General features: G+C 65.8%; 22 protein-coding genes. 9 read left to right on the plus strand and 13 right to left on the minus strand.

What is annotated here, in order from left to right; all coding sequences use genetic code 11:
* Nucleotides 1-20 precede the first annotated feature (20 nt).
* On the minus strand, nucleotides 21-1,637 hold the full coding sequence (locus ABGN05_RS16190) for a 5-guanidino-2-oxopentanoate decarboxylase (protein ID WP_367955066.1): 1,617 nt from the start codon (nucleotides 1,635-1,637) through the stop codon (nucleotides 21-23).
* Nucleotides 1,638-1,709: 72 nt separating this feature from the next.
* Entirely contained in the window at nucleotides 1,710-2,582 is an 873-nt protein-coding gene (locus ABGN05_RS16195; RefSeq protein WP_367955067.1) for a dimethylarginine dimethylaminohydrolase family protein, read from the minus strand.
* Between the two features lie 213 nt (nucleotides 2,583-2,795).
* Here ABGN05_RS16195 and ABGN05_RS16200 point away from each other — a divergent pair, with 213 nt between their 5' ends.
* The 5 genes from ABGN05_RS16200 to ABGN05_RS16220 all read left to right on the plus strand — a co-directional run bounded on the left by ABGN05_RS16200 (nucleotide 2,796) and on the right by ABGN05_RS16220 (nucleotide 7,423).
* Nucleotides 2,796-3,605 carry an ABC transporter ATP-binding protein gene (locus tag ABGN05_RS16200; RefSeq protein ID WP_367955068.1) on the plus strand — a complete coding sequence of 270 codons (810 nt, stop codon included), beginning with the start codon at nucleotides 2,796-2,798 and terminating at the stop codon, nucleotides 3,603-3,605.
* A gap of 48 nt (nucleotides 3,606-3,653) precedes the next feature.
* The gene (locus tag ABGN05_RS16205; RefSeq protein ID WP_367955069.1) at nucleotides 3,654-4,433 is read left to right on the plus strand and encodes a transporter substrate-binding domain-containing protein; all 780 of its coding nucleotides are present in this window, start codon (nucleotides 3,654-3,656) and stop codon (nucleotides 4,431-4,433) included.
* Between the two features lie 175 nt (nucleotides 4,434-4,608).
* Entirely contained in the window at nucleotides 4,609-5,304 is a 696-nt protein-coding gene (locus tag ABGN05_RS16210; RefSeq protein ID WP_367955070.1) for an ABC transporter permease, read from the plus strand.
* Nucleotides 5,304-6,116: an ABC transporter permease gene (locus ABGN05_RS16215; RefSeq protein WP_367955071.1), complete on the plus strand. Its 813-nt coding sequence runs from the start codon at nucleotides 5,304-5,306 to the stop codon at nucleotides 6,114-6,116. The genes ABGN05_RS16210 and ABGN05_RS16215 overlap by 1 nt, the downstream gene beginning before the upstream one ends.
* A 29-nt stretch (nucleotides 6,117-6,145) precedes the next feature.
* Nucleotides 6,146-7,423 carry an amidohydrolase family protein gene (locus tag ABGN05_RS16220; protein WP_367955072.1) on the plus strand — a complete coding sequence of 426 codons (1,278 nt, stop codon included), beginning with the start codon at nucleotides 6,146-6,148 and terminating at the stop codon, nucleotides 7,421-7,423.
* Nucleotides 7,424-7,456: 33 nt separating this feature from the next.
* On the opposite strand, the gene ABGN05_RS16225 is transcribed toward ABGN05_RS16220, so the two are convergent.
* On the minus strand, nucleotides 7,457-8,194 hold the full coding sequence (locus ABGN05_RS16225; protein ID WP_367955073.1) for a hypothetical protein: 738 nt from the start codon (nucleotides 8,192-8,194) through the stop codon (nucleotides 7,457-7,459).
* 7 nt (nucleotides 8,195-8,201) lie between these two features.
* Complete coding sequence (locus ABGN05_RS16230; RefSeq protein ID WP_367955074.1) at nucleotides 8,202-9,314, minus strand: endonuclease/exonuclease/phosphatase family protein; 1,113 nt, start codon at nucleotides 9,312-9,314, stop codon at nucleotides 8,202-8,204.
* A 152-nt stretch (nucleotides 9,315-9,466) separates the two neighbouring features.
* Between ABGN05_RS16230 and ABGN05_RS16235 the strand changes: the two genes are divergently transcribed.
* Nucleotides 9,467-9,982, plus strand: a complete 516-nt coding sequence (locus tag ABGN05_RS16235) for a BA14K family protein (RefSeq protein WP_367955075.1) — start codon at nucleotides 9,467-9,469, stop codon at nucleotides 9,980-9,982.
* Nucleotides 9,983-10,154: 172 nt separating this feature from the next.
* Here the strand turns inward: ABGN05_RS16235 and ABGN05_RS16240 are convergent, their stop codons facing one another.
* Nucleotides 10,155-10,442 carry a PilZ domain-containing protein gene (locus ABGN05_RS16240; RefSeq protein ID WP_367955076.1) on the minus strand — a complete coding sequence of 96 codons (288 nt, stop codon included), beginning with the start codon at nucleotides 10,440-10,442 and terminating at the stop codon, nucleotides 10,155-10,157.
* 88 nt (nucleotides 10,443-10,530) lie between these two features.
* On the minus strand, nucleotides 10,531-11,130 hold the full coding sequence (locus ABGN05_RS16245) for a TetR/AcrR family transcriptional regulator (RefSeq protein WP_367955077.1): 600 nt from the start codon (nucleotides 11,128-11,130) through the stop codon (nucleotides 10,531-10,533).
* Between the two features lie 60 nt (nucleotides 11,131-11,190).
* On the opposite strand from ABGN05_RS16245, the gene ABGN05_RS16250 reads away from it, so the two are divergent.
* The gene (locus tag ABGN05_RS16250; RefSeq protein WP_367955078.1) at nucleotides 11,191-11,892 is read left to right on the plus strand and encodes a hypothetical protein; all 702 of its coding nucleotides are present in this window, start codon (nucleotides 11,191-11,193) and stop codon (nucleotides 11,890-11,892) included.
* Between the two features lie 78 nt (nucleotides 11,893-11,970).
* Here ABGN05_RS16250 and ilvC read toward each other — a convergent pair whose 3' ends face one another.
* From ilvC to ABGN05_RS16265, 3 genes are all read right to left on the minus strand, one after another.
* The gene (ilvC, locus tag ABGN05_RS16255; RefSeq protein ID WP_367955079.1) at nucleotides 11,971-12,990 is read right to left on the minus strand and encodes a ketol-acid reductoisomerase; all 1,020 of its coding nucleotides are present in this window, start codon (nucleotides 12,988-12,990) and stop codon (nucleotides 11,971-11,973) included.
* 74 nt (nucleotides 12,991-13,064) lie between these two features.
* A complete protein-coding gene (locus ABGN05_RS16260; RefSeq protein WP_367955080.1) occupies nucleotides 13,065-13,700 on the minus strand; it encodes a TetR/AcrR family transcriptional regulator C-terminal domain-containing protein in 636 nt (211 codons plus the stop codon).
* Nucleotides 13,701-13,859: 159 nt separating this feature from the next.
* A complete protein-coding gene (locus tag ABGN05_RS16265) occupies nucleotides 13,860-14,249 on the minus strand; it encodes a winged helix-turn-helix transcriptional regulator (RefSeq protein ID WP_373695946.1) in 390 nt (129 codons plus the stop codon).
* Between the two features lie 152 nt (nucleotides 14,250-14,401).
* Here ABGN05_RS16265 and ABGN05_RS16270 point away from each other — a divergent pair, with 152 nt between their 5' ends.
* Nucleotides 14,402-15,283 (plus strand): SDR family oxidoreductase, encoded by an 882-nt coding sequence (locus tag ABGN05_RS16270; RefSeq protein WP_367955082.1) that lies wholly within the window; start codon nucleotides 14,402-14,404, stop codon nucleotides 15,281-15,283.
* A 46-nt stretch (nucleotides 15,284-15,329) separates the two neighbouring features.
* Here ABGN05_RS16270 and ABGN05_RS16275 read toward each other — a convergent pair whose 3' ends face one another.
* Complete coding sequence (locus ABGN05_RS16275) at nucleotides 15,330-16,076, minus strand: pyridoxine 5'-phosphate synthase (RefSeq protein WP_367955149.1); 747 nt, start codon at nucleotides 16,074-16,076, stop codon at nucleotides 15,330-15,332.
* 121 nt (nucleotides 16,077-16,197) lie between these two features.
* Between ABGN05_RS16275 and ABGN05_RS16280 the strand changes: the two genes are divergently transcribed.
* Nucleotides 16,198-16,605, plus strand: coding sequence for a SpoIIAA family protein (locus ABGN05_RS16280; RefSeq protein ID WP_367955083.1), 408 nt, complete (start codon nucleotides 16,198-16,200; stop codon nucleotides 16,603-16,605).
* On the opposite strand, the gene ABGN05_RS16285 is transcribed toward ABGN05_RS16280, so the two are convergent.
* Genes ABGN05_RS16285 through ABGN05_RS16295 form a run of 3 tightly spaced genes read right to left on the minus strand, consistent with a single transcriptional unit; the run spans nucleotide 16,606 to nucleotide 18,412 of the window.
* A complete protein-coding gene (locus ABGN05_RS16285) occupies nucleotides 16,606-17,733 on the minus strand; it encodes an ATP-dependent DNA helicase (protein WP_367955084.1) in 1,128 nt (375 codons plus the stop codon).
* 45 nt (nucleotides 17,734-17,778) lie between these two features.
* Nucleotides 17,779-18,171, minus strand: a complete 393-nt coding sequence (locus tag ABGN05_RS16290) for a type II toxin-antitoxin system VapC family toxin (RefSeq protein WP_367955085.1) — start codon at nucleotides 18,169-18,171, stop codon at nucleotides 17,779-17,781.
* Between the two features lie 4 nt (nucleotides 18,172-18,175).
* Complete coding sequence (locus ABGN05_RS16295) at nucleotides 18,176-18,412, minus strand: type II toxin-antitoxin system VapB family antitoxin (protein ID WP_367955086.1); 237 nt, start codon at nucleotides 18,410-18,412, stop codon at nucleotides 18,176-18,178.
* Nucleotides 18,413-18,582: the final 170 nt, after the last annotated feature.

The following is an 18,582-nucleotide window of genomic DNA, read 5'->3' on the forward strand; positions in this document are numbered from 1 at the left end:
AGGCTCGCATCTGAATGCGCTTACAGCGCCGGATCGTTAACGACCTCGATCAGGCACGGCCCTTCAAGCGCCGAGGCGCACCGCAGCGCATCACCGAGGCCCGCCAGGCTTTCGATCCGCTCGGCGGGCATGCCGTAGGCCTGCGCGGCGAGACAAAAATCCGGTGCCGAGGGCTTTACGCCGACCGGAGCGATACCGGCCTCGACCATCGCGCACTCGATCTCCTGGAAGCCGTTGTTGTTCCAGACGACGAAGATCAATTTGGCCTTCTCGTCCATGGCCGTGCCCAGTTCGGCCAGCACAAACTGTATGCCGCCGTCGCCCGAAAGGCACACGACCGGCGCGTCCGGGCGGCCGAGGGCGGCCCCGATCGCGGCGGGCGGGCCGTAGCCGAGCGCGCCGTAGCCGGTCGCGGCGTTGAACCAGCCGCCCGGCCGGTCGTGGTCGTAGAAGAGGTTGCCGGCATAGATCGCCTGCGTGGAATCGCCCACGAGGATCGCGCCCGGCATCGCCTCGCGGATCGCCTCCAGCGCCCCGACATGCGTCCGATAGCGTTCGCCGATCTCCTGCCATGCCGCGTCACGCGCGGACGCCGCCCGCTCCGCCCCGACCGATGGAACATCGCTTGCGCCCGAGGAACGCCCGCCCGGGCTGCTTCTGTTGATTGCCACCGACAGGCCTTCAAGCGCCGACCGCGCATCCGACCGGATCGCGATTTCCGCCAGCCGCCTTGCCAGCTGTTCGGCGTCGATGTCGATCCGCACGAGGTTCTGGAGGTCCGGGAATCCGCCCACCGCGTACATATCGTAGTCGGTCGGGCCGAACTCCGTCCCCACCGCCAGCACCGCGTCGCTGCCCGCAATCAGCGCCCGCACCGCCTTCAGGCTCGGGCTGGCGGGCACCAGCAGCGGATGGGCATGCATGACGCCGCGCGCGTTGGCGGTCGCGATTACCGGCGCGTCGAGGCGTTGCGCGATCGGCGCGATCAGGTCCGCCGCGCCTTTCGCGCCACCGCCGATCAGGATTGTCGGTCGTGCCGGGCTTGCGAGTACTTCCGCCGCGCGGGCGATGGCATCCGGGTCCGGCGACGCCGCGCCACCGCTATTCGCCGCAGCGCCGTCCTCAGGGCACGGAAGCGCCATCACGTCGGTCGGTATCTCGATGTGCACCGGTCCCGGCCGACCGGACGAAAACAGCGCGAAGGCGCGGTCGATCGCGGGCGCCAGATCCTCCGGTGCCTCGATGCGCTCCGACGACAGACAGAAGGTCCGCATCAAAGCCCGCTGGTCGGGAAGTTCGTGCAGATGGCCGAGCCCCTTGCCCAGCGTGGCGCGGGCATTGACGCCCGAGATCGCGAGCACGGGAACCGAATCGGCCCGCGCCTGCGCCAGCGCCGTCACGGCGTTGGTGAGGCCCGGACCGGTGATCAGGAAGGCGACGCCGGGCTTGCCGGTGGCCCGCGCATAGCCATCGGCCATGAACCCGGCCGCCTGCTCGTGCCGCGGCGTGACGTGCCGGATGCGCGAGGCGGCGAGGCCCCGGTAGAGCTCGATCGTGTGGACGCCGGGAATGCCGAAGACGATTTCGACGCCCCTCGCCTCGAGCAGCGCGACCAGCACCTCTCCGACGGTCTTCATGCGCATGCCTCTTCGTAAGCCGGCAAAGGTCCCATGGCAAACAGCCGCTGTACGAACCGCACTCCGATCAGGTCACCGGCGAAGGATCGGGCGCGTCAGGCAGGTCGGCCCGCCCTCACAGGCGATGCACAAGGCATCCGCCTCGAAGGTCTTCACATTGCAGCCGGCCGCCTCCATGGCGGCTTTGGTCTTGGGGAAGCCCGCGACCGCGATCACCTCCCGCGGCGCGGTGGGCAGGACGTTGAGCGACAGCCCCTGGCTCTCGACGAACTCCTCGGCGTCCCCTTCGACCAGTTCGATGCTGCGCGCCTTCAGCATCTGCCAGAAAGGCGCCGGCAGCAGCGGAGAATGGACGAGCGCGAGATCGTCGGCGAGCGGGCTGATTACCGACATCAGATGCAGACACGCCTCCTCGCCCTTCCACAGCGGCAGGTCGTAGCCGAAGACCGACACGCCGGCCGGGCCGAGAATGTTGGCAAGCTGCTGGATCCCATCCTGGTTGGTGCGCACGCCGCGCCCCACTGCGAGCATGTTGCGTTCGACCCAGACGCAGTCGCCGCCTTCCACCCGTCCCGCGCCCTCGATGCGGCCGAGGATCGGAATTCCGAGCCGGCGATAGGCGGCCTCGTGGAGCGCCGGCTCGTCGCGGCGCAACGCCTTGCCCATGGACAGGATCACGGCGCCGGCGTCGCTCATCAACGACGGATCATGCGTGAAGACGGAATCGGCGAGACCGTCGTCGCCATCCTCCAGCCATTCGATCTCGGCGCCGGCCTCGGCCACCAGCGCGGCCAGCGCATCGTGCTGCCGCGCCGCCCTGGCGTCGTCGAACCCGATGCCATAGTGCCATTTCGCCCGGTCCGCGCCGCGCATGGCGCCCCTGGCGGAGCGCATGAGCACCCGCTTCAGCGGCGCCGCCATCGACTGAGAGCCAAAACCTTCCACGCCGCCGGCCTCCCGCTTCGAACCACCGCTATGATGGCGGTCCGTCCTTACACGCTTGCGAAACGGCGCGGCAAGTGCGGCAATGGTGTCTGGACCGGTCCGGTTGACGACGTTGCGCAAACCGGTCCATCTTGGACTGAACAGGGGAACGAAGAGCGTGAACACACGCCTTGGCACGACGGGATCGGTGCGATCCGCCGCGGTATTCTCGCGATGATGCAGGCGCGCGCCGATGCAATGGCGGCGCCCGCCGGCGAGCCGGCCGAGGCGATCCACATCGAGGACCTGCACAAGAAGTTCGGCCTGTTGCACGTCCTCAAGGGGGTCTCGCTCTCGGCCCGCGACGGCGGCGTGGTCGCCATCATCGGCGGCAGCGGCTCCGGCAAGTCGACGCTGCTGCGCTGCATCAACTGCCTGGAGAACCCGACCAGCGGCCTGATCCGCGTCAACGGCGAGGAAATCCGGCTGAAGGACGACGGTCACGGCGGCAAGATGCCGGCCGACCGCCGTCAGATCGAGCGAATCCGCTCGCGGCTCGGCATGGTCTTCCAGAGCTTCAACCTGTGGAGCCACATGACGCTGATCGAGAACGTCATCGAGGTCCCGGTGCACGTGCTCGGCGTGTCGAAGGCCGAGGCGACGGCGACCGGAGAGGCGCTGCTGGAGCGGGTCGGGCTCGCCGAGAAGCGCGACGTCTATCCCGCTTTCCTCTCGGGCGGCCAGCAGCAGCGCGGCGCCATTGCCCGCGCGCTCGCCATCCAGCCGCGCGTGATGCTGTTCGACGAACCGACGTCGGCGCTCGATCCCGAACTCGTCGGAGAAGTGCTGAAGGTGATCGGCGACCTCGCCCGCGAGGGCCGCACCATGGTGCTGGTCACCCACGAGATGAAGTTCGCCCGCGAAGTCGCGAGCCACGTCGTCTACCTCTACAATGGACTGGTCGAGGAGGAAGGTCCGCCCGACCAGCTCTTCGGCGCGCCCAGATCGGAGCGCCTCCAGCAATTCCTCCGCACGGTCTCGTGAGGGAGGAAGGATACCGGGGAATGAACAATGAAAGAATGGAGTAGCACCATGAGATCCATCCTGAAGCTTGCCGCCGGCGCCATGATCTTCGGCGCGATGGCGTTCGGAGCGCAGGCCCAGACCGTCAAGGTCGGCTTTTCGCCCGAGGCCTATCCGCCCTTCTGGTCGGCCGACGCCTCCGGCAACTGGACCGGCTGGGAAGTCGAGATCATCGAGGCGATCTGCGGCGAGGCCAAGCTCGACTGCGAGCTGACCCCCATCCCCTGGGATGGCCTGATCCCGGCGCTGACCACCAAGAAGATCGACGCGATCATGAACTCGATGTCGATCACCGCCGAGCGCGAAAAGACGATCGCCTTCTCTGACAAGTACTACAACACCCCGACTGCCATCATTGGTCCCAAGGGAATGGCGTTCGAGCCGACGGCCGAGGGGCTGAAGGACAAGATCATCGGCGTCCAGGTATCCACCGTCCACGCGGCCTACGTGAAGAAACACTTTGCGGACGCCGTCGCCGAGATCAAGGAGTATCAAACCCAGGACGAGGCGAACCAGGATCTCGCCGCCGGCCGCATCGATGCGACCCAAGCCGACGCGATCGCGCTCGACGCCTTCCTGAAATCCGACCAAGGCATGGCCTGCTGCGACATGAAGGGCAATGTCGCGGAGGACCTCGAGATCCTCGGACCGGGCGTCGGCGCTGGCGTCCGCAAGGAAGACACCGAACTCAAGGAGAAGCTCAGCGCCGCCATCAAGGCCATCCGCGAGAACGGTACATACGCCGAGATCACCAAGAAATACTTCGACTTCGACGTCTACGGCGGCTGATCGCCGGCCGGACCGGACGGCCTGACGCGCTGACGGAGACGCCCGCTCCACCCGCCCGGAACGTGGGAGGCTGGAGCGGGCACCGGCGCCGGGTTCAACAAGGCCAGGGAGACTTCCGCCGATCGAACATCTCCTCCTCCCCCTCGCGCAGACGTCGACCTTCGACCTTCTGGCCTTGCAACCGCCCGGCTGGGGCGGAAACCTTCTCTACGGCCTGCTCAACTCCGTCATCATCGCCGTCGGCGCGTTCGGCTTCGGCCTGATCATCGGCGTCGGCGGCGCCTACGGAAAGCTCTACGGAGGTCCGGTGATCCGCGACCTGCTAGAGGTCTACACGACCATCGTGCGGGCGATCCCCGAACTGGTGCTGATCCTTCTCCTCTATTTCGCGGGCACGGACCTCATCAACCGCGCGCTCGATGTCTTCGGTTACGACCCGATCGACATCAACGGCCTCGTTGCGGGCATCTGGGTATTGGCCTTCGTGCAGGGCGCCTATTCGACCGAGGTGATCCGCGGAGCCATCCTGGCGATCCCGCAGGGACAGATCGAGGCGGCGCGCGCCTACGGCATGTCGCCGGGCATGCTCCTGCGCCGCATCACCATTCCCGCCATGCTGCCCTTCGCCATTCCGGGGCTGGCAAACCTCTGGCTCATCGCCACCAAGGACACCGCGCTTCTGGCCATCGTCGGCTTCAACGAGCTGACACAGCAGACCCGCACCGCGGCCGGCGCCACCAAGGCCTACTTCACCTTCTTCATGGCCGCGGGCGTGCTCTATCTGCTGCTGAGCCTCTTCTCCAACGTCATCATCGGACGCATCGAACGCTGGGCGCGGCGCGGCATGCCCGCCGCCGGAGGTGCCGGCTGATGGCCAACGTCGCGGAAATCACGCCGGACGACCTGCCCGCCCGCCGGGGCTGGTTGAAGCCCCACCGGGCGGTCATGATCGCCATCGCGCTCGCGCTGGTTCTCTTCGCCGCCTTCACCATGCGCTGGGACTGGATCGAGAACTACTGGCGGCTGGCGATCGAGGGCGTGTGGCGCACGATCTGGATCCTTGTCGTCACCTGCATCCTCGGCTTCATGCTGGCGGTGCCGCTGGGCCTCGTTCAGGTTACCGGCCCGCGCTACCTCGCGATCCCTGCGCGCGCTTTCTGCACCGTCATCAGGGGGACGCCCCTCCTCCTCCAGTTGTGGCTGCTCTACTACGGCCTCGGTTCGTTGTTTCCGCAGTTCCCCTGGATCCGCGGCTCCGACCTCTGGCCCTATCTGCGCCAGGCTTGGCCCTACGCGGTGCTGTCGCTGACCATCTCGTTCGCCGCCTACGAGGGCGAGGTCATGCGCGGCGCCTTCGCGGGCGTACCGCGCGGCCAGCTCGAATCGGCGCGCGCCTTCGGCATGAGCCGCTGGAAGATCTTTCGGCGCATCTGGCTGCCGCAGGCGATCCAACGCGCCCTGCCCACGCTTGCGGGCGAGACGGTCCTGCAGCTCAAGGCGACACCGCTGGTGGCGACCATCACTGTGGTGGACATCTTTTCGGTCGCGAGCCGCGTGCGCCAGGAAACCTTCATCGTCTACGAGCCGCTGCTCATCCTCGCGCTGATCTATCTTGCCATCACCGGCGTGATCGTCTTTGCATTCCGCAAGCTGGAAAGCCGCATTCCCTCGCGGCTCGGCTGAGCGGACCATCCTAGAACCGGAGCGCGACATTGGTTTTCGACCTGATCATAAAGGGCGGGACGCTTCCCGACGGAACCGTTGCAGACATCGCCATCTCGGGAGACCGCATCGCCGCGATCGAACCCGCGATCGAGGCGGAGGCGGGTCGCATCGTCGACGCCGTCGGCAACCTCGTCTGCCCGCCCTTCGTGGATCCGCACTTTCACATGGACGCGACGCTCTCCTATGGCATCCCACGCATCAACGCGTCGGGCACCCTGCTGGAAGGAATCTCGCTCTGGGGCGAACTGAAGCCCCTGCTCACCCATGAAGCCGTTAAGGAACGGGCGCTCGCCTATTGCGACTGGGCCGTCTCGATGGGGCTGCTCGCCATCCGCAGCCATGTCGACGTCTGCGACGACCGGCTTCTCGCCGTCGAGTCGCTGCTCGAGGTGAAGCGGGAGATCGCGCCCTACATCGACCTCCAGCTCGTCGCCTTCCCGCAGGATGGGTTCTACCGCTCGCCGACGGCGCGCGAGAACACAATCCGCGCGCTGGACATGGGCGTCGACGTGGTCGGCGGCATCCCGCATTTCGAACGCACCATGGCCGACGGCACACGCTCCGTCACCGAGCTCTGCGAAATCGCCGCCGAGCGTGGACTGATGGTCGACATGCATTGCGACGAGACCGACGATCCGATGTCGCGCCACATCGAGCAGCTCGCCTACGAGACGCAGCGCCTCGGTCTGCATGGCCGCGTCAACGGCTCGCACCTGACCTCGATGCACTCGATGGACAACTACTATGTCTCCAAGCTCCTGCCGCTGATGGCCGAGGCCGAGGTCTCGGCGATCCCCAACCCGCTGATCAACATCATGCTGCAGGGTCGCCACGACACCTTCCCCAAGCGGCGCGGCATGACCCGGGTCAAGGAGATGCTGGCGATGGGGATCCGCGTCGGCTTCGGCCAGGACTGCTGCCTCGACCCCTGGTATTCGCTGGGGGCCGCCGACATGCTCGACGTCGCCCACATGGGCCTGCATGTGGCGCAGATGTCGAGCCCGGCCGAGATGCGCAAATGCTTCGACATGGTGACGACCGAGAGCGCGGCCATCATGGGACTTGAAGACTACGGGCTGGAAGTCGGCAAGACGGCAAGCCTCGTGGTGCTGGAGGCGGGCGACCCGATCGAGGCGGTCAGGCTGCGTGCGGCGCGGCTCGCCGTCGTGGCGAAGGGCAAGGTCGTGGCCGAGCGCCCCTCCTCCGCAGCCAGCCTGGCCCTGCCGGGACGGCCCGCGACCGTCGATCGGCGGCACAGGATCTGACGACCCCTCCCTGCGACCATCGCGGTGGCCAAGTCAGGCGATCAGATCGGCGTCTTTCATCGGGTTGGCGAAATGCCAATCGACCAGTTGCGGCATGTGCCCGGCCACGTTGATGCCGGCGAGCGAGGCATTGCGGATGATGACGGGGCGGGCGATCTCGGGCTGCTCCTCGGTTGCCATGTGCGCCCGGATGCGCTCCTCCGCCTCGTCTGCGGATATCGGCAGCCGGAAACGTGTCGCAAGCACCGTGCCGGTGTCCAGCGCCAGCACGCGGTAGCCGGGCTCGCGCGGCAGTCCGTGCATCGACAGCCCCGTCTCCTCTGCCACCTCGCGGCGCATGTTGCCCAGGATGTCGATCTCGCCCAGCGCGACGTCGTCGGGTTCGAAGGAGCCGGAAGGGAAGTAGATCTTGCCCGCGCTGACCGTGTGCGCCCCCATCTCGATGGCGACCAGCGCGCCGTCCGCCGTCACCAGCACGGCATTGGCGAAGACGTGGCGCATGTCCTGTTTGTCGCTCTCCTTGCGCCAGTGCATGAATGTCGCGAACCGCGCCGCGTGCGCAACGCCTTCGAAGCGGCTGCGTGTCGTCTCGAGGCGCGAGAAAACCAGAACGCGCCCGTCGAACAGATGCGGGTTCGCCGCCGTCTCGCGCTGCCAGTTCACCTCGATTGCGGCGGCATTGCGCGCCTCGTAAGGGTGTGGCGCCGGGTCGACGCGCAGCCGTGCATCGGCGACCTCCACCAGTCGGTTCATGGCGAGCGTGAAGGTCACGGGCGCGTTAGACCATGTCGAGGGTGATGGCGACCGGACAATGGTCCGAAGCCTTGGGGCGATCCCAGCCGGTGCGGGGAAACCGCTCCACCTCCTGGCCGGGCGGAAAGATCGTCCGGTAGGGCTGGCCGTTGCGCACAATGTCCGGCATCTGCCGCGCATTCGTCCGCGCCAGCGCCGGCGAGAGCAGGATGTAGTCGAGCTGGCACAGATGCCGCTCCTGCGGGCCGCGGGTGTGGTAGAGCGTCCAGCGGTCGAGTTCAGGACGCCGCTGAACGACGTTCTCCGAAAACCCGTCGCCGGTCAGGACATGGACAGAACTCGCCGGTTCGCCGACCGGTCGGAACCCGTAGCCCATCTCCTCGTCGCCCTCGATGACGATGCGTTCGGAATAATCGTTCAGGTCGCCGCAGAGCAGCCACCTCTTTTTTGCCGCATGCTCCCTGCCGAAGCGTTCCTCGATGATGCGGCGCGTGGCCTTCGCTTCGGCGATGCGGATCGGCATGGTCGCCTCGCGCCCCGTCAGGCCGTTGCGAGGGCTGCCCATCGACTTGAAGTGAAGCGCGTAGATGGTCAGAGGCTTGCCGCCGATCAGCACGTCTATTTCCATGCAGTCGCGGCGGAAGATCCGCTCGTGTCCCGCATTGCCGGTTTCGGCAAGTTCAGGCGTGTGCAGGCCGAAATCGTCGTAGGTGACGTGCGCGTGGCTGGTCATGCGCACGAATTCTATCGGCTCCCCGTGGCGCGTCTCCTCGCGCATCAGCACCGCCACGTCGATGCCGCGGCTGTCATTGCCGGGCATCATGTATTTGTGCCGATATCCCTGCCCCATCATCTTGAACAGGTACCCGTATTCGAACGCCTTCAGCGATTCGAGATTGTCGACTTCCTGCAGGCACAGGATGTCCGCGCGCGTCCTTGCTATGGCGAGCGCGGAAAGTTGCCGCGTGTCGTCGGTGTGCGCGATCGTGCGCGCCCGCTCCAGTTCCCGGTATTCCGCCTCGTTCCCGACGCTGAACATCGCCACCGCCCGGTCGCGCCACAACTCGTTGCGGTAGCCCGCGAAGTCGAAGCGGTTCATGAGGTTTTCAATGTTGAAGGTGGCGATGCGAACCGACATGGGCGCGATCTTTGCCCCGCCTGTCGGAGAATGACAAGGCGCGCGGCCCACCACGACTATTCGTCTGTCCGTTCAGCTACGGTTCAGGTTGGTACGCGTATCGGGAACTCTCGGAGGCTCCACCGAGCCGCGCCTGTTCCATGGAGGCATGCATGCACAAGAAGCTTACGGCGGTCGCCGCGCTGGCCGCGCTGACGATCGCGGCTTTCGCCTCGGGCGGCACATCCGCCCGTGCCGGCGAAACACTCTGGCAGGAACCCGGTCCGTCGATCGACGAAGCCGCTCCCGTGGGCGGGGTCGTCCTCGCGCAATACGGCTGTGCAGGCGGCTCCACCGACTGCCCGACCGACGCCAACCGCTCTCCGCACCGCTACGGCGACTACAACCACTATCGCGACGGTCGCCGCTGGCACCGCCGCGACTGGGATCGACGCGGCTGGGACCGGCGTCATTGGGAACCGCGCCACCAGCGCCGCTACGTTCGCCCGCACTTCGGGATCGAGATCGTTCCCGAATACCGCCCGCGTTACCGACAGGTTCCCCGAGGCGGCCTTTCCCGCGCGCACGTGAACTGGTGCTACAACCGCTACAGGTCGTATCGGGCATGGGACAACACGTTCCAGCCCTATCACGGCCCGCGCCAGCAGTGCTGGTCGCCCTACAGCTGATCGGCCACGGGCAAGTCAAACAAGCGAAGGGCGGTGCCGGCCGGCGCCGCCCTTCGCTTGTTCCTGAAACTGCCTCACCGGCGCCTGCCCGGAAAAATCGCCCGGCACGATCGACCGGCCGGCCCCACGCCGCCGGCCGATCGACCCGCCCCCACCGGACCTGGCGAACCCGCTATCTGATGCGTACGCCGATCTCGCGCGGGCTGCGCCAGCATACTTCCGCCTCACGCGCCGACTCGCCGGAGATCCGCAGCGAGAATTTCGGCGGTACGGCCAGCGTATCGCCGAAGGCGAGCTTGGCCCCGTCGGCGGAAAGATTACGCACCACGCACTCGATCACGCCGTAGCCGCGATTGAAGGTAATGGAAGCGCCCTTGAATGCCCGGTGGCGAACCTCGCCCCTCCGGTCCGCGAACAGCTCGCCGTCGATCGCAATCGATTTCTGAGTGATCGGTATCATGTCGGTTCTCCTCGATCTGGCATGAGGAGCGATGCAAGCGATGTGCCAGGGAAGTGTGCCGGGATGGGACGGACCGCCGCGCGCCGGATCAGGTTTCGTCCCTCAGAAAAGGCGAAATCAGCGCCAGTCGGGACGCCTTGAACTCCTCGGGGGTCCACCCGCAATCGACCACGAGGGACCGCCAGGCCCTGAGATGGCAGATCTCCCATACGACATGTGCGGTCCGATCGGGATCCGCATTCTCCCGGAGCAGGCCGCGCCTGGCCATGCTGCGCAACCTCGCCAGAAGACCGTTCCGGAACAGGATGACCATCCGGTCCTCGATCGCCGCCTTGGCTTCGGTATCCGTGATCGCTGCCGCGTCGAGCAGGATCGCGACGGGATAGACTTCCGGAAGGTAATCGATCCAGGCCGAGACAACGTCCAGAAGCTGACAGGCATCCATGCGCCTCTCATTCGCCACCTCGAGGAGTCGCGCCAGGCGCGGGGACTGCTGATCGCGGTGGCGCGCCATCGCCGTGAGCAGGCCGGTCCGGTTCCCGAACGCGTAGAAGATGCTCTGGCGGGAAACACCCGCCTCCGCCGCGATTGCCCCTTGGCCGATGTCCACCTTCCCCTCCCGCTCGATGAGCCTCCACGCGGCTTCGAGGATCGCGGCCCGTGTCTGTTCGGAGATCGATCTCGCCATTTTACACGTGTAAACCTTTCTGCTATTTTACGTATGTTAACCCAAGCGGGAGTATTCACAATGCCTACCGAAACCGCAGTGGTCCTCCACCTCGCCATCGGCACCGTCTGCGTCATCTTCTATTGGATGACCTTCTTCCAGAAGAAGGGAAGTCCGCGTCACCGGCGCAATGGCAAAGTGTTTCTTCTTTCGCTGCTCGCCGTGCTCGTGACGGTGGGCGGCGTGCTCTTCCTTTCGGGCCGGACCTTCGCGCCCGAGAGAATGGTGCAGTTCGCCTACCTCACCGTATGCGTGGTGACCGTTGCAGGCACGGCGTTCCTGGCCATACGCATGAAGCACGACCTCGAGCGCTTTCGCGGGCTCTGGTTCAAGGTTCTGGGCATCCTGGCGTTCGCCATGGGCACCGCCGTGCTCGCCGCCGGCATCGCGACCAACGATCCGATGCCTACGTTGTTTTCGGTAATCGGGCTGCTTTACGGCGGGGCGATGATCCGTTTCGCCTACATGAACGCGCCAGTCCATGAAAACTGGTCGCTGATATGGCACCTGAACGGGATGACGTTTCTGTTCAACGCGGTCCACGGCACCTTGCTGGCGGTACTCTGGCGCTGGCTCGTCGATCCCTCGGCAGGCGTCGAGCTCAACTTGGCCACGCAGATCGGTACGATGCTCGGATCTCTGGCGCTGCGCCTCTGGTTCGGCGCGCGTTACAAGGCGCCGCTCAGGCTGACTGCCCGCCGTTCCGCCCTTGCGCCTGCGTGACGGAGGCAGTCCTGCCGCCACGCCCTGTAGTGGCACGGAGGCCGGTGGCGCGATGCCACCCGGCCTCCGCAGAGAGCCTCAGTTCTTCGTCTTGTCGACCAACTTGTTGGCCGAGATCCACGGCATCATGCCGCGCAGCTTCTCGCCGACCTGTTCGATCTGGTGGCCGTCGTTCATGCGGCGGATGCCCTTGAAGCGGGCCATGCCGGATCGGTATTCCTGCATCCATTCGGACGTAAACTTGCCGGTCTGGATGTCCTTCAGCACGCGCTTCATCTCGGCCTTGGTCTCTGCGGTGATGATGCGCGGGCCCGACACGTATTCGCCCCACTCGGCGGTGTTGGAGATCGAGTAGTTCATGTTGGCGATGCCGCCCTCGTAGATCAGGTCGACGATCAGCTTCACCTCGTGCAGGCACTCGAAATAGGCCATCTCGGGCGCGTAGCCGGCTTCCACCAGCGTCTCGAAACCGGCGCGGATCAGTTCGACCAGCCCGCCGCACAGAACCACCTGCTCGCCGAACAGGTCGGTCTCGCATTCCTCTCGGAAATTGGTCTCGATGATGCCCGAGCGGCCGCCGCCGACGCCGCAGGCGTAGGAGAGCGCGAGGTCGAGCGCGTTGCCCGACGGGTCCTGGTTGACCGCGACCAGGCACGGCACGCCGCCGCCCTTCTGGTATTCGCCGCGCACCGTGTGGCCCGGGCCCTTCGGCGCGATCATCAGCACGTCGACGGAGGCCTTCGGCTCGATCAGGCCAAAATGCACGTTGAGGCCGTGCGCGAAGGCGATCGCTGCGCCGTCGCGGATGTTCGGCGCGATCTCGTTCTTGTAGATGTCGGCCTGCAACTCGTCGGGGGTTGCCATCATCATCAGGTCGGCCCATTTCGCCGCCTCGGCGACGCTCATCACCTTGAGCCCGTCGGCCTCGACCTTCTTTGCCGTCGCCGAGCCTTGCTTGAGCCCGACGGCGATCTCCTTGACGCCGGAATCCTTGAGGTTGAGGGCATGCGCCCTGCCCTGGGAGCCGTAGCCGATGATGGCGACCTTCTTGCCCTTGATCAGGTTCAGATCGGCATCGCGATCGTAATAGACACGCATTTCAGAGGTTTCCTTCCTTTGGTTGATTCAGATTGAGAAGTGTGTGCAGGGCCGAAGCTCCCGCCGCTCCGCGTTCAATTCCGTCTCCCGTAGAGCATCAAGAACTGCGCGACCGCCCGCTCGGCGTCCGCCACGATCTCGGCCTTTGAAAGCACGAGACCGTCGCCCAGAAGCAGCCTGACCTGGACGTCGCGGCCCACCAGGCCGAAGAAGGTCCGGAACGCTGCCTCGGCATCGTTGAACGCGATCAGTCCCGCCTCGCGCGCGGCTTCCAGCAGCGGCTTCAGCCGTTCGCCGATGGCGAAGCGGCCGTTGGCGAGCACGATGCGGCCGAGATCGCTCCTGCCCGAGCCGGCATGGGCGATGGCCACGCGATTGAGCGCGACCGACGTCTTGGACGAGATCACCGTCAGCCAGTTGGCCGCGAAGGCCTCCAGGCTCTCGGCAAGGGCGTCGGCGTCGAGATGCTGCCGGTCCCAGTTGCCCGCCCGCACCTTCGAGGCCTGCCAGCGAACGGTCGCCGTCAAGAGCCCGTCGCGGTCGCCGAACCATTTGTACAGCGTCTCCTTGGAGCACGAGGCCCGCCGCGCCACAGCCGTCATGGTCAGCGTGTCGCGGCCCTCCACGAGGAGTTCCAGCACGGCGTCGAGCACCTCGCCCTGGCGAGGCGTGACGGCGTCGTCTGCGGCGATGGCGTCGGCTTGCGGCACGCGAGCTTCCTGTCAGCCCTAAGAGTACCGTACGGTACGGTTCGGCGTGCCTACCTCTCCGCGGGGTCGCGGTCAAGAGGAAGCGGACGGTCGGTTTCTTCCGGCATGGCGGCCGAGGTTGACTGCAGCTTCAGTCGGTGCCGGCGATCCCGATCGGGTTCAGGTCGCGTTCGAGCCTGCCTCCGCGTCATCGAACCTCTGCCGCGCCGCATGAACGGCGGCGACGTTGTTTTCCGCCCAGTGCAGCAAATGCTGCAGGGAATCGAACATCGAGCGGCCCATGTCCGTCAGGCTGTATTCGACGCTCGGCGGCTTGGTGGGGAAGACTTCGCGGTGGACGTAGCCGTCGCGCTGCAGGTCGCGCAGCGTCTGGGTCAGCATGCGCTGGGAAATGTCGGGCACGAGGCGGCGTAACTCGCCGAATCGATAGGGTTTTTCCGCCAGCACCATCAGCAGCAGCGCGCTCCACTTGCCGAAGACGTTCTGGACCACGTTGCGCACAGGACAGTTCTCCAGTCCCTCCGGACGTGTCCGGTAGATCGCGATCATCTGCCGCGCAGAGGCAGCGCGTGCATCCATGGTGGTATCCTTTTCGTCACTACCCGATTTCAAACTGCCTTCTTTACGGCAGGTGTCGGATGCATAATCTAGCCCTGCTCTCATTTTGAGACCAATGGCATCCGCAATCAAGGAAATCCTCTATGTCCGATACGATCCTCGTCACCGGTGCGTCAGGCCATCTCGGCGGCGGCATCATCCGCCATCTGCTGGACGACGAAGGCGTGGCGCCCGGCCGCATCATCGCCGTCACGCGCGACGTCGGCAAGCTCACCGACTTTTCGGACAGGGGCGTCAGCGTCCGCGCCGGCGACTTCAGGGACGGCGACGGTCTTGCACGCGCCTTCGCGGGCGCAGACAAGGTCCTCGTCATTTCCGGCGCCGATATCGGTCAGCGGCTCGCTCAGCACGAGGCGGCAATCAAGGCGGCGGTCGCGGCGGGCGCCAAGCGCATCGCCTACACGTCGATGCCGAACCCCGAACCCGGCAACGCGGTCGTTTTCGCTCCGGAGCACTTCGGCACCGAGCAGGCGATCAAGGCGACAGGCCTTCCCTACACGATCTTCCGCAACGGCTGGTATCAGGAGAACCTCCTGATGAGCCTGCCGCAGGCGCTCTCCTCCGGAAAGTGGTACAGCGCCGCCGGCCAGGGGCGCGTCGCCCATGCCGCGCGCGACGACATGGCGGCGGCGATCGCTGCCGCGCTCGCATCCAACGAAGGCGAAAGCACCACCTACACACTGACCGGCCCGGAAGCGCTGACCACCGACGAGATCGCCGCTCGTGCAGCCAGCACGCTGGGCAAGCCGATCGAGGTGATCCACGTCAGCGACGAACAGCTCGCACAAGGCATGAAGGCGGCCGGCGTGCCGGCGGAGTACGTGCCGATGCTGGTTTCGTTCGACACGAACACGCGCAACGGCGGCATCGACATCGTCACCGGCGACCTCGAGACGCTGTCCGGCCGCAAGCCCCGCCCGCTCGAGGATTTCTTGACCGCGAACCGCGCCGCGCTGCTGGGCTAACCGCGTCGCCCGTCTGCCTCCCGACAGGCCGCGCTGGGGACGGCGGCTAGCCCTCCAGCGCCTTCAGGAAACGCCGCACCGTCTGTGCCATGCCGTGTTCAAGCGCGTCCGCCGTCAGCCCGTGGCCGATCGAGACTTCGGCAAGGTTCGGCACGGCGCGCGCCAGCACCGGCAAATTGTCGACCGTCAGGTCGTGGCCGGCATTGACGCCGAGCCCTGCCGCGCCTGCTAGCGCGGCGGTTTTTGCGAGCTTTTCCAGCTCGATCGCCGCCTTTGCGGAATCGTCGTATGAGCCGCCATAAGGGCCGGTATAGAGTTCCACCCGGTCAGCGCCGGTATCCCGCGCCGCCGCGATCTCTGCTTCCGAGGCATCGGGGTCGCAGAACAGCGAGACGCGCATGCCGCCCTTCTTCAGACGCGCCACGACCGGCCGCAGGAAGTTGCCCGGGCGCTGGAACGGCCAGCCGTGATCCGACGTCGCCTGCGCCGGATCGTCGGGCACCAGCGTCACCTGCTCGGGTTCGCTCCTCTCCACCAGGTCGAGGAAATCCTCGCTCGGATAGCCCTCGATGTTGAACTCGGCCTGCGGGAACTCGTCGTCGATCAGCGCCCTGAGTTGCGGCAGGTCGGAGAAGCGGATGTGGCGCTGGTCGGGTCTCGGATGCACCGTCAGACCGTGCGCGCCGGCGGAAAGCGCGATGCGACCAAGGCCGGTCACGCTCGGCCACGGCAAGTCGCGGCGGTTCCGCAGCATGGCGACGGCGTTGAGGTTGACGGAGAGCTTGGCGGGCATGGTCAGGCCTGTCATTCCACACTTGCGGGCGAACGCGTATCATGGCTCACATGGGAACGCACAGGGCCAGCCCCCGTTTCCGGGGTGGACAAGGGGAAGACAGGCCGACCGGAGCGACCGAATGATCGTTCACGACAACCCTCCACACATCCGCAGGATCGACACCCGACGCGCCGACGCTTTCGGCTTCGAGATCACCGGCCACATCACCGCGCCGGACATCGAGAACATGTTCGGCCTGCTCGAGGCCGCCTACGAACTGCACGACAAGATCGACCTCCTGGTCCTCGTCCGCGATTTCGAGGGCTTCGACTGGAGCGCGGCGCTCAAGAAGTCGACGTTTTCCGGCAAGGCCCATGCCCTGAAGCACGTCCGCCGCTACGCCGTGGTTGGCGGGCCCGGCTGGATGGGACCGGCGATGGGCTTCTTCAAACCGTTCCTGTCGATGGAGATGAGACATTTTGCGCTCGGTCAGGAAGCAGAGGCATGGGACTGGCTGGACGCCGGAAGGCCGGTTGCCGAAGCCTGATCAGCGCACGATCGTCAGCCGTTCCGCCGCGCGCGTGATCGCGGTGTAGAGCCAGCGCTCGCGCATGTCGCGGAATGCAAAGCTCTCGTCGAACAGGACGACGTTGTTCCACTGCGAGCCCTGCGCCTTGTGGACGGTCAGGGCGTAGCCGTAATCGAAATCGTCGAAGCGCTTCTTCTGCTGCCAGGGAATGTCGGCGTCGGGATCCTCGAAGGCTGCCTTGAGCAGCTTGATCTTCGACACGCCGCGGTCCGGGTCGTCTTCCTCCGGCGAGACCAGCAGGTTGATGCCCGGCTTCACGGTCTCGCGCGAGGCGGTCATCACCTTCCACAGCGAGCCGTTGAGGAGGCCCTTGGCGGGATCGTTGCGCAGGCAGACCAGCTTGTCGCCGGCCATCGGCAGCAGCCCTTCGAAGCCTTTCAGTTCGCGAAGCCGCATGTTGTAGCGCCGCCGCGTGCGGTTGGTGCCGACCAGCACCTGATCGGCCGCCAGCACCAGTTCCTGATTGACCTCCTCGCGCCCGATCACCTGCGCGGTGCCGTAGTCGCCCTTCATGAACTCGCGGCCCTCGCGCACGTCGAGCGCCAGCCGGATGATGGGGTTGTCGCGCGCCTGCCGGTGGATTTCGGTCAGGAGCACATCCGGCTCGTGTTCCGTGAAGAAGCCGCCCCCCGAGATCGGCGGCAGCTGTGCCGGGTCGCCAAGCACCAGGATCGGCGTGCCGAAGGTCATCAGGTCGCGGCCGAGCTGCTCGTCGACCATCGAGCACTCGTCGACGACCACGAGCTTGGCGCGCGAGATCGGGCTCTGTCGATTGAGGGAGAAGGTCGGCGACATGGAGGTCTTCCCGGTCGTCTCGTCCGACACGGCCTCCTCGCCGCGCGGGCGGTAGATCAGCGAATGAATGGTGCGGGCGTTGGTCGCGCCCTTGGTGCGCAGTACCTGCGCGGCTTTGCCGGTGAAGGCGGCGAACTGGACCTGCCCGTCGACATGCTCGGCGAAATGACGCGCCAGCGTCGTCTTGCCGGTGCCGGCATAACCGAACAGGCGGAAGATCTGCGGCCGGCCGGCCTTCAGCCAGCGCGCCACCGACTTCAGCGCGGCATCCTGCTGCGGAGAGAATTCCATCAGCCGGAGAGACAGGATTCGCTGGGGATGCGCAAGAGCGCCGCCCTATGCAAGATCCGTCCGGGCAAAGTCATTGCCCTTGTAGAGGAGAGGGATGCCCAAGCGTTTGGCCATCGCATAGGAGAAACAATCTCCCAAGTTCAAGCGAGCAGGATGCTGGGATCCCTTACCGTATCGCTCGTATGCCATGAGCACCCCGAAATGGATGTCTTCCGGGATTTCCAGTACCGTGACACCTCCCCGGATAAGGAACTCGGTCACTTCGACAGCCAGTTCCGACAGCGGAGCCGCGCGGTGTTTCCGCAACCCGAGGACCGACTCGACGACCGCCATGGGAGTAGTCACTGGATCGGACGAGGATTGGAGTTCGGCGGCCAATCTATGCCCGTCACCTTCGGGGACCAACATGGCCACCAGAGCAGAGCTGTCCAAGAACATCCCGCTATTCCTCCCAAAGCGTGTCGTAGAAGACCTTGTCCGCCGTTTCTCCTGTCGATGGATAGCTGGCGATCCGTTCGCGTATGTCAGCCGTGCGATCCCATAGGGAAGATGGCGCCTCCTCGCGAGAAAGAGCTTCCTCGACCGCCTCCCGAACCGCATCCGTGATGCTGATACCGCGCCGACGGGCCAGCTCTCGTACCAGTGCATCGGTTTCTGCGTCTCTTACGTGCAGGATCATATCAACACACCTTTAAGTCGTCAACACAAATACGATACCGTATAGAAAAACGGAACACAATAGGAACGCGCAGTGTATGGCGCGTCGGCACTCAGGATTTCCCAGAATTATCGCCTGATGCATCTCGGAAACGGTGCACAGGGGTCATCGCTGCCGCTTGCGGCATTTAG

This window comes from Aquibium pacificum, from assembly GCF_040839445.1.
Classification (GTDB): Bacteria; Pseudomonadota; Alphaproteobacteria; order Rhizobiales; family Rhizobiaceae; genus Aquibium; species Aquibium pacificus.

Coding starts and splice junctions, on each gene's coding strand:
- ABGN05_RS16190 (WP_367955066.1), bottom strand. CDS start 1,637: ATGAAGACCGTCGGAGAGGTGCTGGTCGCGCTGCTCGAGGCGAGGGGC.
- ABGN05_RS16230 (WP_367955074.1), bottom strand. CDS start 9,314: ATGTCGGTTCGCATCGCCACCTTCAACATTGAAAACCTCATGAACCGC.
- ABGN05_RS16215 (WP_367955071.1), top strand. CDS start 5,304: ATGGCCAACGTCGCGGAAATCACGCCGGACGACCTGCCCGCCCGCCGG.
- ABGN05_RS16235 (WP_367955075.1), top strand. CDS start 9,467: ATGCACAAGAAGCTTACGGCGGTCGCCGCGCTGGCCGCGCTGACGATC.
- ABGN05_RS16290 (WP_367955085.1), bottom strand. CDS start 18,171: ATGTTCTTGGACAGCTCTGCTCTGGTGGCCATGTTGGTCCCCGAAGGT.
- ABGN05_RS16245 (WP_367955077.1), bottom strand. CDS start 11,130: ATGGCGAGATCGATCTCCGAACAGACACGGGCCGCGATCCTCGAAGCC.
- ilvC (WP_367955079.1), bottom strand. CDS start 12,990: ATGCGTGTCTATTACGATCGCGATGCCGATCTGAACCTGATCAAGGGC.
- ABGN05_RS16270 (WP_367955082.1), top strand. CDS start 14,402: ATGTCCGATACGATCCTCGTCACCGGTGCGTCAGGCCATCTCGGCGGC.
- ABGN05_RS16275 (WP_367955149.1), bottom strand. CDS start 16,076: ATGCCCGCCAAGCTCTCCGTCAACCTCAACGCCGTCGCCATGCTGCGG.
- ABGN05_RS16200 (WP_367955068.1), top strand. CDS start 2,796: ATGATGCAGGCGCGCGCCGATGCAATGGCGGCGCCCGCCGGCGAGCCG.
- ABGN05_RS16280 (WP_367955083.1), top strand. CDS start 16,198: ATGATCGTTCACGACAACCCTCCACACATCCGCAGGATCGACACCCGA.
- ABGN05_RS16205 (WP_367955069.1), top strand. CDS start 3,654: ATGAGATCCATCCTGAAGCTTGCCGCCGGCGCCATGATCTTCGGCGCG.
- ABGN05_RS16295 (WP_367955086.1), bottom strand. CDS start 18,412: ATGATCCTGCACGTAAGAGACGCAGAAACCGATGCACTGGTACGAGAG.
- ABGN05_RS16240 (WP_367955076.1), bottom strand. CDS start 10,442: ATGATACCGATCACTCAGAAATCGATTGCGATCGACGGCGAGCTGTTC.
- ABGN05_RS16265 (WP_373695946.1), bottom strand. CDS start 14,249: ATGATCGCGATCTACCGGACACGTCCGGAGGGACTGGAGAACTGTCCT.
- ABGN05_RS16285 (WP_367955084.1), bottom strand. CDS start 17,733: ATGGAATTCTCTCCGCAGCAGGATGCCGCGCTGAAGTCGGTGGCGCGC.
- ABGN05_RS16250 (WP_367955078.1), top strand. CDS start 11,191: ATGCCTACCGAAACCGCAGTGGTCCTCCACCTCGCCATCGGCACCGTC.